Source organism: Cytobacillus sp. Hz8 (assembly GCF_042263505.1).
Classification (GTDB): domain Bacteria; phylum Bacillota; class Bacilli; order Bacillales; family Cytobacillaceae; genus Bacillus_BE.
The window spans coordinates 121339-137659 of record NZ_JBHKFI010000009.1 but is presented as its reverse complement, the minus strand read 5'-3'; the positions used below and the strand labels follow the sequence as shown (position 1 = coordinate 137659).

The following is a 16321-nucleotide window of genomic DNA, read 5'->3' as shown; positions in this document are numbered from 1 at the left end:
CTTAACGGACAGTAAGACTCCCACTTCAAGATTCTGAGAATACGAAGAAGATAAGTGGGAGATCAACTGTCCGTAAAGGTCCGATAAGTGAAATAAGATTTTTCTTTGGGCTTCAGCCCTTAGAAAAATCAATCAGGCTTTGCGTGACTAACCATCAGTGGGGGATGAATGAAAACCCCCACTGATGGAAGTTTCACTTTATACGATTACATTAATTTCGGTCAATGAGCTGACACATCATCATCGCTTTTCCAACTAAGACACTATCATTAAAAACCTCAACATCCACTTTTCCAAACTTACGACCAACTTCTAATATTCGCGGAATAATTTCTAAGTTGCTATCCATTTGAACCGGTTTTAAATAATAGATGCTCATATTCTCGACGACTAAGTCACCCTTTTTATACCCTCTTAATAAACGATTGGCAGCTTCTGTAACAATTGTTGTAAAGACTCCGTATGAAATGGTCCCAATATGGTTTGTCATCTGTGGGGTTACTTCGCAGCGAAAAACCTCTTCACTCTTTAACTTACCCTTTGTTAAAATTAATTGGTTCGTAATAATATCATCAATCGTTTCCCCAACCTGTGGCTGACGTTGAATCATCTGTAATGCCTTAAGAACATCTTGACGACTAATAATCCCTTCTAAGCGATTCGAATCATCCACTACTGGCAGTACTTCAATTCCTTCCCAAACCATCATATGAGCAGAAGAGGCCACACTTGTTTTTCCGCTGACGATCATAGGATTTTTGGTCATGACTTTATCAATCAGCATATCAATAGAAACACCTAGAATATCCTTTGATGTAACCATCCCCTGCACCTTCATATTTTGATCAACCACTGGAAAACGACTATGAGAGGTTTGACTATTCAATTGCCTCCATTCCGCTACCGTCGCATTTGATCTTAGGAAAGAAGTTTCCGCCAAAGGAGTCAAAATATCTTCAACTAATATAATTTCCTTTTTGATTAATTGGTCAAATATCGCCCGATTAATCATCGTAGCAACAGTAAAGGTATCATAGCTTGTGGAAATAATCGGAAGCTGCAGTTCATCAGCCAGTTTTTTCACATCATCATCTGTATCAAATCCACCGGTAATTAAGACTCCGGCTCCAGCTTTCAGAGCTAATTCATGTGCATTAGTCCGATTTCCGACAATCAGTAGATTTCCAGCACCAGTATAGCGCATCATAGCCTCAAGCTTCATCGCACCAATAACAAATTTATTTAAGGTTTTATGAAGCCCGGCTTTTCCACCCAAAACTTGTCCATCGACAATATTAACAACCTCAGCATAAGTTAGCTTTTCGATATTCTCCTTTTTTTTCTGTTCTATTCTGATAGTACCAACTCGTTCAATTGTGCTGACGTACCCTTTATTTTCTGCATCCTTAATGGCACGATAGGCCGTACCTTCACTCACATTCATCGCTTTTGCAATTTGCCTAACCGAGATTTTTTCTCCAACTGGCAAATCATCAATATAAATTAATATCTGTTCATGCTTTGTAGCCAAGATATTCACCTTCTAATGGTAGATTTCCCTAATGTTTTCCTATCTTTTATTATAAGGTGAATTCTAGCATGATTTCAATTTTAGTTTCGATTTGAATCAAGATATTAATAGGAGCGAGCTCTTTTTTTCGTTTCAAACATATTCTTGTTTCCCTTCTTCATCCCTTTTCGAGGTGTATGAAGGAGCGCCGTTAAATTTCCAGCAATCGCAAATATCGCAAATAAGAGCCAGCTAAGTGAGAATAGCCCTTCAGAGCCACTTTTTAAAATAGATATTTGTGGTATGGCATAATAAAGCATGAAGCCAATCATTAATAAACATAATAAATAACGATTCCTATTCATCGTTTTCCTCCTCCTATGCATCTTGATACATTTTATGCGAACAGGGAGAAAAAATGTGCTATGAATAGGAATCGATTCGTTATAATTCGATTGCTTCTCCAGGTTGAAGAATTTTTCCGTTTTTATTTTTTAACAACTGGATAAATTGATTTGGATCTTGTTTGATTGGTGGGAATGTATTGTAATGAATTGGAACTACTGTTTTAGCCGACAAAAGCTCTGCTGCATATGCAGCATCCTCTGGTCCCATTGTAAAGTTATCACCGATTGGTAAAAACGCTAAATCGATTGGCTGCCGATCACCTATCAGCTTCATATCAGAAAATAATCCTGTATCCCCCGCATGATAGATGGTATGACCTTCCAGCGTGATTAGAACTCCAGCAGGCATTCCTAAGTATATCAATTCTTGATTATCGACTTTAAGTCCAGTTCCATGAAAGGCAGGAGTTAACTTAACCTTGCCAAAGTCAAATTCATAGGAACCGCCGATACTCATCCCATGCGTATTAAGACCTTGCCAGCCCAAATAGGTCGCTAATTCGAAATTACCGATTACGAGAGAGTTGTTTTTCTTTGCTAATTCAATCGTGTCACCTAAGTGATCGTCATGACCATGGGTTACAATAATCACATCCGGATGTTCCTGGCTCACATCTAGATCACAGTTACTATTTCCGGTGATAAATGGATCGAGGAGAATGGTAAAATCTTTTGACTGAATTTTGACAACGGAATGTCCATGATAAGAGACAATCATCTGCTTCACCCTTTCTTTATACCTAATAAAAATTATACAATTTCTCTAATTTTATTTCACTTTTCTTTATCTTATGTCCGTTTCTTTTGTCTAGCTCCAGCGGCTAGGGGCTCATGACATAAGCCAATCAGTCCATGGAAAGAAAGGCGCTTCCCACGGCCTGCTTGTCTTATGCAAGTCGCCCCTGAACAAGCCGCTTCCGCTTTTCGTTTAGCAAGTATAAGTTTACTTTTACAAGATTAATTGGTACTCTCAAAATAATAACAATATGAGGAGGCAACGACATGAACCATCAATTACATAAACTCTCCGAATGGATGGGAAAGGAAAAAATAGATTTCTGCTTTATCACTTCACCTGAAAATGTATTCTATTTAAGCGGATTTCTAAGTGATCCCCATGAAAGATTATTAGCGCTAGCGGTCTTCAGGGACCAAGAACCCTTCCTAGTTGTTCCAAGTATGGAGAAGGAAGATGCGAAAAATTCCGGTTGGGACCAAGAAATCATAGGGTATACCGATATTCAAAATCCTTGGAAAATGATCGAACAATCTATTGATAAAAGAATTTCCTCTGTTCAGAAGATTGCGATAGAAAAGGAACATTTAAATGTTGAACGCTACGAAGAACTCTTACAATTATTTTCTTCTGCCACTTTTGTTTCAGCGGAAGAAAAACTGAGAAAACTAAGAATGGTTAAAGATGAGAAAGAGCTATCCATCATAAAAGAAGCATGTGCCCTTGCTGATTATGCCGTTGAAGTCGGCTGCAATGAATTAGAAGAAGGAAAAACAGAATTAGAGATCATCGCAGCAATTGAATATGCCTTAAAGAAAAAGGGCGTTACCGAGATGAGCTTTTCAACAATGGTCTTAACAGGCGCTAATGCAGCCTCTCCGCATGGGACACCCGGCTTAACAAAAATAAAAAAAGGAGACCTTGTCCTTTTTGATTTAGGTGTTGTGGTAGATGGTTATTGTTCAGATATCACAAGAACCGTTGCCTTTGGGGAGATCAATGATAAACAAAAAGAAATTTACGATACTGTACTAAAATCCCAGCTTGCTGCCATCGATGCCGTTAAACCAGGAGTAACCTGTGCCGATGTTGATTTAGCTTCTCGCAATTTAATTGCAGAAGCAGGATTCGGAGAATACTTTCCACATAGACTTGGTCATGGGTTAGGAATTAGCATTCATGAATATCCATCTGTAACAGAAACCAATTCTCTTGTCTTAGAAAAAGGGATGGTATTTACAATTGAGCCTGGCATCTATGTGCCGAATGTGGCTGGTGTTCGCATTGAAGATGACGTCTATGTCACAGAAAACGGCATTGAAGTTTTAACAAAATTTCCAAAGGAATTACAAATCATTAAGTAGCTCGAAAAAATCCGTGGTATTCCTCCACGGATTTTTTTGTTCATTATTCGTGTAATAATAAGGATTTCGCATCAGAATAGCCAAGATTATGTGCTTCTGCAACTGCTTCATAGGTTACATAGCCATTTAATGTATTGATACCTTTTAATAATGCTTCATTATCTAGACACGCTTGTTTGTACCCTTTATTCGCTATTTGAACAGCATACGGAACGGTTACATTTGTTAAAGCAATGGTTGAGGTTCTTGGAACAGCCCCTGGCATATTGGCCACAGCATAATGCACAACTCCATGTTTTTCATATGTAGGATGATCATGTGTCGTAATCCTATCTGTTGTTTCAAATATTCCCCCTTGGTCAATCGCTATATCAACGACAACAGAACCAGGGGTCATTTCTTTAATCATTTCCTCCGTGACAAGCTTTGGTGCCTTGGCTCCAGGAATTAAGACAGCGCCAATAACTAAATCTGATTCCTTAACTGCTTCAGCAATATTATATGGATTAGAGATTAATGTCGTTACATCACTGCCAAAAATATCATCTAGCTGTCGGAGCCGATCCGGATTTAAATCGATAATCGTTACCTTTGCCCCAAGTCCTACTGCCATTTTAGCCGCATTAGTTCCTGCCATTCCGCCGCCAATAATGGTTACAGTCCCCCGCTGAACTCCCGGAACACCTGATAAAAGAATTCCTTTTCCACCATTCACCTTTTCTAAAAACTGAGCACCCACTTGCGTTGCCATTCTTCCTGCTACTTCACTCATCGGGGTTAACAGAGGGAGTGATCGATTGGGAAGCTGTACGGTTTCATAAGCAATCGCAACTACCTTATGGTCGATGAGCGCTCTCGTTAATTCTGGCTCTGGTGCTAAATGTAAATAAGTGAATAAGATTAAGCCTTCACGGAAAAAGGAATACTCATTTGGAAGGGGTTCTTTTACCTTCATGACCATCTCATTTTTCCAGGCTTCCTCAGGAGTTTCCACAATTCTTGCACCCGCGTTTTCATAGTCGATATCTGTGAACCCTGAACCTAGTCCAGCGCCTGTTTCGATATAGACCTCATGTCCATAAGAAATGAGATTGACTACACCAGCAGGCGTCATCGCTACTCGATTTTCATTATTTTTTATTTCCTTAGGTACTCCGATACGCATTTGCAAACCTCCAATCATTATTCACAAAAAATAAATTATAAATTTACTATAGCACCTTTATATATCAAAGAAAACTAATTTATTAGTAAATTCTAACATTATAGATTCATTTACTACTCTATAAAGCCAGAATAGATTTAATACTTCAATAATAGTACCTACTTGGAAAGTTTATAAAAATAATAATAAATAATTCCAACCACAAACGTGAAAAGCAACCGAGTGTATCGGCTGCTTTTCCTTCTAATAAAGCAAATTCACTTTTACATTTGATTGTGATCAAACTTCTCCATATCAAATTCTCCAGTTTCCTTGTCAATAACCCCATTGTTATAAGCATCTCTAATTTGTTGACTAACCTCCCCTGCTCCTTGCTCATCATACAAATACTGATTTTGAGTATTTTGTTTGCCCATTAACTAATCCCCTTTCTAAAATTCTTAAGCTTTTTTATTGTTCGATAATTTGTTACAGATATACTCTTTTCATTATTGTATAATTTAGGAAAGGAGGAGATGGATAATGGGTCTTACCTACAAAAACATCTTAGTTGCTGTTGACGGATCGAAAGAAGCTGAATGGGCATTTAAAAAATCACTTGAAATTGCGAAGAGAAATAATGCAAGTATCGTGCTTGCCCATGTGATTGATACACGTACATTTGCAACCGTAGAAGCTTACGACCGTACCATTGCCGAAAGAGCAGAGCAATTTGGAAAAGAGCTTATGGAAAATTACAAGAAAGAAGCATTTGAAAAAGGGGTTACGAATGTTTCTTATGAAATTGAATACGGTTCTCCTAAAGTAAAAATTCCAAGAGATATGGCAAAGAAATTTAATATTGATTTAATTATTTGCGGCGCAACTGGGTTAAATATGGTGGAACGCTTTTTAATTGGTAGTGTTTCCGAGCATATAACCCGTTATGCTCATTGTGATGTACTAGTTGTCCGTACGGATAAAGAAGAAGAAGAAGAATAGCTTTCATTAGATTTAAAAACAAAGAAGGGTGACCAATCATTTGGTCTACCCTTCTTTTATTTCATACATTCTTTTGCTTTTTCAATCGCATGATAGACTTGAGAAAAGCCTGTCCCACCAGCACTATTACGCCGTTTTACTGCTGTCTTTGGCTCAAGTGCCTCATATATATCAGCCTCAAATAAAGCGCTCGCTTTCTGAAACTCTTCCAGGTTCAAATCCTTCAAATAACAACCTTTTTGCACACATATTAAGACTAGTTCTCCAACGATTTCATGAGCTTGTCGAAATGGAAGTCCCTTTGCTGATAAATAATCAGCTAATTCCGTTGCATTAGAGAAATCATTTTGTGTCGCCTTTTCCATTTGAGCGGATTTTACTTTCATTGTTCGGATCATTCCCGCGAAAATCTTCAAGGAACCACTTACCGTTTTAACGGTATCAAACATTCCTTCCTTATCTTCCTGCATGTCTTTATTATAGGCTAACGGAAGACCCTTTAAAATAGTCAGCAATCCAAATAGATTTCCATAAACCCGACCTGATTTTCCACGAATTAATTCCGCCATATCAGGATTTTTCTTTTGTGGCATGATGCTACTTCCAGTTGAAAAGCTATCTGATAACTCAATAAACTGAAATTCCTGGCTTGACCAAAGGATTATTTCTTCTGCAAATCTTGATAGATGCATCATTAATATCGAACTTGCAGACATGAATTCCAAAATAAAATCACGATCACTAACAGCATCTAAGCTATTTTCATAAATAGAATCAAAGCCCAGAATCTCGGCACTTAAATATCGGTCGATAGGGAAAGTTGTTCCTGCAAGAGCCCCGGCTCCAAGTGGTGAAACATTGATTCGGTTCAAGTTATCAATGTATCTCGCTTTATCTCTTTCTAGCATCCAAAAATAGGCCAGTAAGTGATGGGCGAATGATATGGGCTGTGCCCGTTGAAGATGTGTGTATCCAGGCATGATCGTCTCTACATGCTGTTCTGCTAAAGTGACCAATTCCTTCTGCATTTCCGTAATAAGATCAAGTATATGCTCTACTTGGTTCCGTAAATAAAGATGCATATCGACAGCTACCTGGTCATTTCTACTTCTTCCTGTATGGAGCTTTCCTCCAACTGGCCCAATCATTTCTGTTAAAAGACTTTCAATATTTAAATGAATATCCTCGAGTTCAACGGAAAAAGATAATTCATCTTTTTCCGCCTTTTCTTTAATTTCATATAATCCTTTTTTGATTAACTCAGCTTCTTCCTCTGTCACAATCCCACAGGAAGCAAGCATTGTGACATGTGCTAAGCTGCCCTCTATATCCTCTAATACTAACTGCTGGTCAAATGAGATGGAGGCTCCGAATTCGTCGACCCATTCTTCTGCTGTTTGTGTAAATCTTCCGCCCCACAGCTTTTTCACACTGTCACCTTCTTATTATTATGAACAATGCTTTGTACTTTTGTTGGTAGACCCCATAGATTGATAAAGCCTACTGCTGATGCATGATCAAATTCGTCTTCCTTGGTATATGTTGCAAGCTTTTCATCATATAATGAATAAGGGGATTTTCTTCCTTCCACAATAGCATGACCTTTGAAAAGCTTCACTCGTACAGTGCCAGTCACATATTTTTGTGTTTCTTCTAAAAAGGCAAATAATGCTTTTTGTAAAGGAGAGAACCAAAGACCTTCATAAATCGTTTCCGTAATTTTCTTCTCAATAATTGGTTTAAAATGAGCTACTTCTTTTACTAAAGTTAAATCCTCGAGTTCTTTATGAGCAGTAATTAAAGTGATGGCTCCTGGGCATTCATATACCTCACGAGATTTAATGCCTACTAGACGATTTTCTACATGGTCAATTCGTCCAACTCCATGTTTACCCGCGATCATATTTAAATTTAAAATTAATTGAGATAATGGTTGCTTTTGCCCATTTAATGCAACTGGATTCCCTTCGACAAACTCGATTTCGATCATATCTGGGGTATCAGGAGTTTTATCTAGACTTTGCGTTAAATCATAGGCGTCTTCTGGAGGGGCTGCCCATGGATCTTCTAAGATTCCACATTCATTACTGCGTCCCCAAAGGTTTTGGTCGATAGAGAACGGGCTGTCTAAATTAATCGGAATCGGAATATTTTTCTGCTTTGCATATTCGATTTCTTCTTCACGAGACCAGCTCCACTCACGTACAGGAGCTAGAACCTTTAAATCTGGATTTAAAGCATTGATGGAAACTTCAAAACGTACTTGGTCATTTCCTTTACCCGTACATCCATGAGCAACGGCTACTGCATTTTCCTTCTCTGCAACCTCAACTAGTTTCTTAGAAATAAGCGGACGAGATAATGCTGAAACCAAAGGATATTTTCCTTCATAAAGGGCATGTGCCTGAAGAGCCTTTAATGCATATTCATTAGCGAACTCTTCCTTAACATCTATCACGTAAGAGGCAACAGCACCAACTTTAATTGCCTTTTCCTTCACAAAATCCAAATCCTTACCTTCTCCTAAATCTAGGCAACATGCAACTACAGCATATCCTTGATCTTGTAACCATTTAATTGCAACAGATGTATCTAACCCACCAGAATAGGCGAGTACTACTTTTTGATTTGTCACTGCGGTTCCTCCTTAATTGAATAAATATTCATCCACGTAAATTTTTATCACTTTTCTATTTTAACAATTTTACAAAGTTTTCGAGAAAAATTCAATACTTATTCGTCAAAATGTATAAAAATTTATTTTACAATTTTTCAAACAAATCAAACAAAGGATACACAAGAGTAGTTCTTCTATTGTATAGTAGAATTAAGAAACAGATAACTTATTAATTATGGAGGCGATTGTTATGGAAAACCAATTTAAACAAGATGATCGCTTAGGAATTCCAGTTCCAGTATTGGATAAGGATTGGGATGAATTTTCTTTAGAGACGCAGCAAGACATTCTTTTCCACTGGGAAACCATTCGCGGAAGTATCCCAGATAGAATTGCCGAATTAGAGGAGCAAATCAATCTAAAGCAAGCACAATTATATGATGAAAGCAGCTTTGAACGTTCCTGTGAATTAAATAGTGAAATTGCTGAGCTCGCATCTGTCATTAACGATTTGTGGCTATGGTACCGAACCAATCAAGATATGTCAGAAATGGAAAATCCACAAAGGCTTCAGTAGAAAGTATATGTTACCAAACTGAAAAAGCGCACCACTTATTTTTCTTAAGTGAAGCGCTTTTCTTGTGTTATTTATATCTTGATTGAAAATCTATTTTAAATCCTTGCGAAGCTCTCTCACCACATGACCCAATTCCGGCAGAATGAGCTTATTCATTGCTAATCGCACAGCACCAGACGACCCTGGAGTGGAGAATACGGCTTTATTTTCGATTACCCCAGCAGTTGCCCTAGAAAGAATAGCCGCAGAGCCAATGTCCTCCTGATAGCTTAATAAGCGAAATATTTCTCCAAAGCCACTGATTTCTTTATCAAAAAGTGACGTCACTGTTTCAATCGTAACATCCCGCTTAGCAATTCCAGTCCCCCCGTTTGTCAGTACAATGTCGATCTCAGGATCGTCACATCCTTTAAGAACCTCCAAACGAATAGATTCTTGTTCATCCTTTACAATCACATAATCCATGATTTGATGCCCCGCTTCCTTAAGGAGATCCATCATTAATCGACCACTTTTATCCGTCTCTTTATTCCTTGTATCACTAACGGTAATGACCTTACAATGAACTTTCTTAGGTGCCTCCATTTTATGCTGCTCAGTACTCATATAAATTCTCCTCTTTTGATAATAAATATCGCCATTGATAATAATTATGGGCAAAATCTGTTACTTTTCTAGTAAGTTGATAGTTAGCTCCAGCACCAATTGCCATGCTTAAAATCGGAACTCCTCGCATTGATTTTTTCCTTAATAATAATATCAAAAACGCTTTCAACATATGAGTCAAAGGTTGCTCCATCCATGAAATATCCGTTATTTCCTCTTGACCTTGATAAAAATAATAATCCTCATGCTCATTTAATTCACGAAGCAATTGCTCCCAACCACTTTTTTGCATCCTTCTAGGGGAGGTTGCCGCATGAAAGATCTTTAAAGAGGTCATCATTTCAAACGGATTATTGATTTCAACGCCGTAGGTCATGGCAATCAATTGAATCACCCTTAAATTAATGACAGCCATTGCTGGAATATCAGAGCCGAGGAGGAGTACCTCCCCTGTCCCGGAGATCCCTCCTTGAGCAAGAGAATATAAACGATGACGGGATATTTGTTGTTCAGCTATGTATTGTAATTGATCGATGTTTAAGGATTTTAAGTCATCAATCGTTTCTATTTCAGGAAGGAAGACTCTTCCTGCTGCCAAAATTCTTTCCTTAGCATCCATTTGTAGTTGTGATCCTTGAATAATAGCATGTAAATGAAACAACCATTGGTCTAAAACGGTAAAAAACTTATTTTGTATCTCTTCTGGAAGCAAAGAAAATGTTTTTTCCAAATATTTGTCATAGACGAGTTGAAAATCATTTGGTTCATAATCATAAAGCTGGTCTTCCCACTTCTTAATATTTAAGAAAACGGTTTTTTCTCTCTCAGTAAGTGACATGTAAAGCCCTCCCATCAATTGGAGTATATTCTTAGTATATCACACCTTTTTCAGCAAAAAAAAAGCAACCGATCCCTCATGAATCGGCTGCTTAGCAATTAGATAATATTAAAGAATGTTTCCAAATTTAACAACGTCACGAGCAATCATGACTTCTTCATTTGTTGGAATAACCATAACTTTAACTGGAGAATGTGGATAGCTAATAAAAGCTTCTTCCCCATGAACTTTGTTTAAGGTTGGATCCCAGTATATGCCCATAAATTCAAGGCCTTTAAGTACACGAGCTCGAATCGTATCACTATTTTCACCGATACCGGCAGTAAAGATAATGGCATCTACACCGCTCATACGTGCTGAATAAGACCCAATGTATTTATGAATTCTGCTTGCAAAAACTTGAAGGGCTAGCTCGGCACGCTCATTCCCTTTATTTGCTTCCTTCTCAATATCACGCAAGTCACTAGAGAAGCCAGAAACCCCTAGCATACCGCTTTTTTTGTTTAATATATCTAGTACTTCTTCAGCAGATTTATCTGTTTTTTCCATGATGTATGGAATTAATGCTGGGTCAATATTTCCAGAACGTGTTCCCATTGTCACACCTGCAAGTGGAGTGAAGCCCATAGAAGTATCAACAGATTTTCCACCATCAATCGCCGCAATACTTGCACCATTTCCTAAATGGCAGGAAATAAGACGTAATTGCTCTAAAGGACGGCCAAGCATTTCACCTGCTCTTTGTGAAACGTATTTATGCGAAGTGCCGTGGAAACCATATTTACGAATTCCATATTTTTCATAATATTCATAAGGAAGACTATATAAATATGCATTTTCTGGCATTGTTTGATGAAAAGCTGTATCAAATACCGCTACGGCTGGTACATTGGGAAGAACTTCTTGGAACGCTTTAATTCCAGTAACGTTTGCTGGATTGTGTAAAGGAGCAAGATCAGAGATTTCTTCGATTGTATTTAAAACTTCTTCGGTAATGAATACGGAATCATTAAACTCTTCACCTCCGTGAACTACACGGTGACCAATTCCTTCAATTTCATCCAATGATTGAATAATTCCTAAATTTGTTAGTTTGTCTAAGAGCATTTTTACAGCTACAGCATGATTGGGAATATCTGTTGTTTCTGTTTGTTTTTCATCATTCACTGTGATATTAAAAATAGAATCATTTAATCCAATTCTTTCAATTAATCCTTTTGTAATAACTTCTTCGCTAGGCATTTCAATTAATTGGAATTTCAAAGATGAACTTCCAGCATTTATAGCAATTACTTTAGCCATTTCTATAACCGCTCCTTCTGTTAAAAACATCAAATAATCTTATTGCAAATAAGTTTTTATTATTTTGTACAATAGAGTCCTGTCTTATCTCTCAATTTTTCATTAAATCATTGATAATGAATACTTTCAAGAACATAATTATAATGTGAACGTTTTCACAATAAAGTAATTATTTTCTGATTATTCACATAATTTACTTTACCTGTTTTTATTGAAAAATAGAATAGCCCTACGGCTACTTTGTTAGAAAAGCAACCGCAGGGCAATCCAAAAAATGAGTGTACCCTATTTATTTTCCCGAATCCAGAGATCAATCTTACTTAAAATTTTCTCCATCTGAACAGCATTTGAAAGGCTGGGGAGCATTGCAAGAAGAACCTCTTTTGGAGCATGAACCTGTTCTCCCTTTTTCTGCAGAACTAAAATACTTTTAGCAGATTGCTCATTTTTAAATAAACTTAGTGGGAGCTGCAAAAGAGCTTGAATATTAGCCTGTTCCTTTAAGTATTCATGGAGTTTTCCAGCTTGTTCACTTTCAAAAAGATTGGAAGGAACTAAGAAAAATAAATACCCGCCATTCTTCACATATTTCACGCTTTGCTCGATAAATAGATGGTGAGCATTGGAATGTCCTTCTTCCGCCTTCAATTGATAGTCAAGTGCTCGAATGTCATCAGGATAAAACCCTACAGGCAAATCACTGACAATGACATCCACTGGATCGATGAACAAATTGGATAAGCTGTCCTGGTTAAAAAATTCAACGGCATGCTCTTGCAAATTGGCATTAACATAGGACAATTTTATTAATAAATCATCAATGTCAATCCCAATAGCGTCCATTACTTTATTGCCTTGCTGATTCAACACAGTTGTAAGCAGGTTTCCTGTTCCAACCGCTGGATCTAGTATGCGAAATGAAGATTGCTTCATGAACTTAGCTACTAAATACCCGATCAACAGCCCTATGGAATCGGGAGTCATCTGATGATGAGCCTGGACATTTTCTTTCATACCTTTTAATATCGCGAGTTGAAAAGACTTGCGAATTTCTTCAGAACTGAACTTCGTCAAACTCACTGATTCATAGCTTTTCTTTAACCTTTTTCTAGTTAATTCACTTAATTCTTCCTGAAGGACCGACTGTTGAAAAATATTTTCCCCTGTTTCGGCTAGTGCTTCTAAATATGTACATGACAGCTCTTCTTGTAAAAGGACAGCTGTTTCATTAAAAATGGTAAATAACTCTTCAACCGGAGAGACTTTCACTTCTCATTCCTCCTGATTTTATTCTATTTACCTATTGTAGCGATTGATGCCTGTCTTCACAAGTTATTCCACTTGAATTTAAAAGAGAAAAGGGTGCTCTGTTTATCCAATCCAGATAAACAAAGCACCCTTCATAAAAAATTAATGGGACATTATTTTGCACTTTTTGCTGCTTCAATAGCTGCTTCATAATTTGGATGGTTCGTTGCCTCACTGACATATTCTGCGTAAGTCACAACATCATTGGAATCCACAACAAATACAGCACGTGCAAGGAGCCTTAATTCTTGCATCGCAACACCATAAGCTTCACCAAAAGACAAATCTCGATGATCGGATAAAGTTTGAACATTTTCAATTCCAGCTGCTGCACACCAGCGCTTTTGAGCAAATGGTAAATCCACGCTAATTGTTAAAATCTTAACATTTGGAAGAGATGAAGCTTCTTCATTAAAGCGGCGAGTTTGTGCATCACACACTCCTGTATCAATGGATGGAACCACACTGATTAAACGGACATTTCCTTTTGTACCATCTAAGGTTACCTCTGATAAATCAGGAGCTAATACTTTAAAATTGGGAGCTTTATCCCCAACTTTTACTTCATTACCAAGAAGTGTTACTGGATTTCCATTAAATGTAACGGATGCCATAATCCTTCTCCTCCTTTTCAATATATGTACAGTAAAAATATAGCTTTTTATTTTAAATATTGCAAATAATACTGCTTGATTTCGATTAATTCAATTAAAAAGCTATAAAGTGAAACTTCCATCAGTGGGAGTTTTCGACGCACAGAACGTGAAGTGTGCAGACTTATGTGTTGACGTCGCGCTTTTAGTCTGCCACTCATCCCCCACTGATGGTTAGTCACGCAAAGCCTGATTGATTTTTCTAAGGGCTGAAGCCCAAAGAAAAATCTTATTTCACTTATCACGCTCATAGCGCCACGTCCTGTGGCTTTCGCCTGACAAGGACATCCTGTCCGTCGTCGGACCTTTACGGACAGTTGATCTCCCACTTATCTTCTTCGTATTCTCAGAATCTTGAAGTGGGAGTCAAAAAGTCCGTTAAGAGTGGGATAATTTCAAGAAAAAGAGGCCAGCGTCTCATTTCTTCACCGCCTGTGCCTCTATTGTCTTTAAATATTAAGATCCTCTTTAGGTCCATCATATTTACTTGGATCACTCTGCTGATTTGATTGCGAACCTTGATCCTGTCCTGAACTTGAACCCGAACCTTTTTTCGCCATTAATTGCTGAATTTTATCCACTGCCTGAGGTGCAAGATCAAGAATTTTTTCAATTAAATGTGTCCCTTCATCCATATGAACCATTTTCACTTCTTTAGAATTTACAATTAAAAAAGCAATTGGAGTGATAGAGACTCCACCACCACTACCACCTCCGAAAGGATGTTTATCGGGACCCTGTGCACCACCCGACTGATTTTCAATGATAAATTCGCTTCCTCCTGCTGCAAATCCAAAACCAACCTTAGATACGGTTAAAATCACACTTCCATCAGGGGTTTCAACCGGATCACCAATAATCGTGTTAACATCAATCATTTCTTTCAAGTTTTCCATTGCTGTTGTCATTAATCCTTGAATAGGATGATCGGACATGTCGAATTCCTCCTCATCTATGATATGCTAATTGTTATTAGAAAGGGGAGATAAGGATTTTGATTTAAAGTTGGGTTTCCCCCCCTTCCAATATTTAACTAGTTTAATTGCTGCAAACATAGCTTGCCCGATTCTAAATTGAAACATACACTGAAACCTTGTTTGTGAAATGGCTTTTTGAAAATTAGGCTGAACGCTTAACTTTGGCATATCCATCAAGCGCATATAATTGCTGAATATCCCAATGATACTTCCCTTAATTCCCCAAATAGCACCGATAAGCATACCTGTATAAGCAGCATCCCCTACTCCAATTTCTGTTTCCCATTCTAGATTTTTTAGCTTTACTTTATGTAAAAATTTCCGAATTATTTTATGAAATCCGATCACATGATGCAAAAGGACTTTTGTATCATGGAGACTATTGAATAAATCTTTTGATGTGAATTTATTTGTTTTTTTATCCTGTTTAGCATCAGGACCAATCGATGTCTTTTCCTTTGATATGATAGACTTTGACTCCGCGTCCAATTTTACCAATGGGACATGAATTTTATAGCGAATTAAACCAAACCATGCTTTAAATTCAATTTTTAAATCGTCATTGTCTTGTCCATGATAAAAATCTACAATTACTTTTAGTTTTGTAACAATGATTAATATGAAGAGAATAAGGAAAATCATGAATACAATCAAAAGCCATTTCAATTTATTCACACCTTTCAGCCCATTATTATGTTCCAAAACTTACAAAATAAACCTGCCAACACATAAGTTGACAGGTTTATTTTTCTTATTTTTCATGAATAACGGTTGTGTCGGCGAATAAATCATGCACTCCTTGTTTTTTCGGTAAAAAAGCCACAACTAAATAGGTAATCCAAACTGTTACGGAAATAAAACGTCCTATCCATTCCCTGAAAAGAATCACACTCCACGAAAGCTTGTTCCCCTTCAAATAAATGACTCTTAATCCAAACACCATTTTCCCTAAGGTCTGCCCAAAGAATTTCGTCATGAGCACAAAATATAAATAAAAGAGAATAGCAGTTACTACAGAAATTGGTGCAAACATATTGCCATCCTGCAAATTGAGATCAAGTGCTTTAAAAATTGGATAAATAAGTAATCGATTCAAACTTCCAATCACAATCAAATCAAGAAGATATGCCCAAAATCTCATCCAAAACCCAGCATATCGGAATGTCGCAGGCTGTGGGAGAAGGGGCAATTCCTGAGCATTTTCCTCTTCCTTCTGGAAAGATCCTTGATTGGATTCTAATAATTTATTCTTTTCATCATTATCCTCATGGATGCTCATT

General features: G+C 37.4%; 18 protein-coding genes. 3 read left to right on the top strand and 15 right to left on the bottom strand.

Features of this window, described 5'->3' with window-relative positions:
- Positions 1–211: 211 nt before the first annotated feature.
- From ACE38V_RS13000 to ACE38V_RS12990, 3 genes are all read right to left on the bottom strand, one after another.
- On the bottom strand, positions 212–1531 hold the full coding sequence (locus ACE38V_RS13000; RefSeq protein WP_375841721.1) for a DRTGG domain-containing protein: 1320 nt from the start codon (positions 1529–1531) through the stop codon (positions 212–214).
- A gap of 104 nt (positions 1532–1635) precedes the next feature.
- The gene (locus ACE38V_RS12995) at positions 1636–1875 is read right to left on the bottom strand and encodes a hypothetical protein (RefSeq protein ID WP_375841718.1); all 240 of its coding nucleotides are present in this window, start codon (positions 1873–1875) and stop codon (positions 1636–1638) included.
- 79 nt (positions 1876–1954) lie between these two features.
- Complete coding sequence (locus tag ACE38V_RS12990; protein ID WP_375841716.1) at positions 1955–2635, bottom strand: metal-dependent hydrolase; 681 nt, start codon at positions 2633–2635, stop codon at positions 1955–1957.
- A 284-nt stretch (positions 2636–2919) separates the two neighbouring features.
- On the opposite strand from ACE38V_RS12990, the gene ACE38V_RS12985 reads away from it, so the two are divergent.
- Positions 2920–4017 (top strand): M24 family metallopeptidase, encoded by a 1098-nt coding sequence (locus ACE38V_RS12985; RefSeq protein ID WP_375841714.1) that lies wholly within the window; start codon positions 2920–2922, stop codon positions 4015–4017.
- Positions 4018–4060: 43 nt separating this feature from the next.
- Here the strand turns inward: ACE38V_RS12985 and ald are convergent, their stop codons facing one another.
- Together ald and ACE38V_RS12975 are read right to left on the bottom strand one after the other, a co-directional pair.
- Positions 4061–5182 (bottom strand): alanine dehydrogenase, encoded by a 1122-nt coding sequence (ald, locus tag ACE38V_RS12980; protein WP_375841711.1) that lies wholly within the window; start codon positions 5180–5182, stop codon positions 4061–4063.
- Between the two features lie 263 nt (positions 5183–5445).
- Positions 5446–5598, bottom strand: coding sequence for a hypothetical protein (locus ACE38V_RS12975; RefSeq protein WP_375841708.1), 153 nt, complete (start codon positions 5596–5598; stop codon positions 5446–5448).
- Between the two features lie 106 nt (positions 5599–5704).
- On the opposite strand from ACE38V_RS12975, the gene ACE38V_RS12970 reads away from it, so the two are divergent.
- Complete coding sequence (locus ACE38V_RS12970) at positions 5705–6163, top strand: universal stress protein (RefSeq protein ID WP_375841706.1); 459 nt, start codon at positions 5705–5707, stop codon at positions 6161–6163.
- 56 nt (positions 6164–6219) lie between these two features.
- Here ACE38V_RS12970 and argH read toward each other — a convergent pair whose 3' ends face one another.
- Both argH and ACE38V_RS12960 read right to left on the bottom strand, forming a co-directional pair.
- Positions 6220–7593: an argininosuccinate lyase gene (gene argH, locus ACE38V_RS12965; protein WP_375841703.1), complete on the bottom strand. Its 1374-nt coding sequence runs from the start codon at positions 7591–7593 to the stop codon at positions 6220–6222.
- Positions 7590–8798: an argininosuccinate synthase gene (locus tag ACE38V_RS12960; RefSeq protein WP_375841700.1), complete on the bottom strand. Its 1209-nt coding sequence runs from the start codon at positions 8796–8798 to the stop codon at positions 7590–7592. The genes argH and ACE38V_RS12960 overlap by 4 nt, the downstream gene beginning before the upstream one ends.
- A 232-nt stretch (positions 8799–9030) precedes the next feature.
- Between ACE38V_RS12960 and ACE38V_RS12955 the strand changes: the two genes are divergently transcribed.
- Positions 9031–9357, top strand: coding sequence for a hypothetical protein (locus ACE38V_RS12955; protein WP_375841698.1), 327 nt, complete (start codon positions 9031–9033; stop codon positions 9355–9357).
- Between the two features lie 90 nt (positions 9358–9447).
- On the opposite strand, the gene ACE38V_RS12950 is transcribed toward ACE38V_RS12955, so the two are convergent.
- The 8 genes from ACE38V_RS12950 to ACE38V_RS12915 form a co-directional block, all read right to left on the bottom strand.
- Positions 9448–9963: a MogA/MoaB family molybdenum cofactor biosynthesis protein gene (locus ACE38V_RS12950; RefSeq protein ID WP_375841695.1), complete on the bottom strand. Its 516-nt coding sequence runs from the start codon at positions 9961–9963 to the stop codon at positions 9448–9450.
- Complete coding sequence (locus ACE38V_RS12945; protein WP_375841693.1) at positions 9953–10801, bottom strand: EcsC family protein; 849 nt, start codon at positions 10799–10801, stop codon at positions 9953–9955. The genes ACE38V_RS12950 and ACE38V_RS12945 overlap by 11 nt, the downstream gene beginning before the upstream one ends.
- 108 nt (positions 10802–10909) lie before the next feature.
- Positions 10910–12103: an acetate kinase gene (locus ACE38V_RS12940; RefSeq protein WP_375841690.1), complete on the bottom strand. Its 1194-nt coding sequence runs from the start codon at positions 12101–12103 to the stop codon at positions 10910–10912.
- A gap of 285 nt (positions 12104–12388) precedes the next feature.
- A complete protein-coding gene (locus tag ACE38V_RS12935) occupies positions 12389–13372 on the bottom strand; it encodes a class I SAM-dependent methyltransferase (protein WP_375841687.1) in 984 nt (327 codons plus the stop codon).
- 152 nt (positions 13373–13524) lie between these two features.
- Positions 13525–14025 carry a thiol peroxidase gene (gene tpx / locus ACE38V_RS12930; RefSeq protein WP_375841686.1) on the bottom strand — a complete coding sequence of 167 codons (501 nt, stop codon included), beginning with the start codon at positions 14023–14025 and terminating at the stop codon, positions 13525–13527.
- A gap of 488 nt (positions 14026–14513) precedes the next feature.
- On the bottom strand, positions 14514–14999 hold the full coding sequence (gene ytfJ / locus ACE38V_RS12925; protein WP_375841683.1) for a GerW family sporulation protein: 486 nt from the start codon (positions 14997–14999) through the stop codon (positions 14514–14516).
- A 27-nt stretch (positions 15000–15026) separates the two neighbouring features.
- Complete coding sequence (locus ACE38V_RS12920; protein ID WP_375841680.1) at positions 15027–15716, bottom strand: DUF2953 domain-containing protein; 690 nt, start codon at positions 15714–15716, stop codon at positions 15027–15029.
- A 76-nt stretch (positions 15717–15792) separates the two neighbouring features.
- Positions 15793–16320 (bottom strand): RDD family protein, encoded by a 528-nt coding sequence (locus ACE38V_RS12915; protein ID WP_375841678.1) that lies wholly within the window; start codon positions 16318–16320, stop codon positions 15793–15795.
- Between the last annotated feature and the right edge of the window lies 1 nt (position 16321).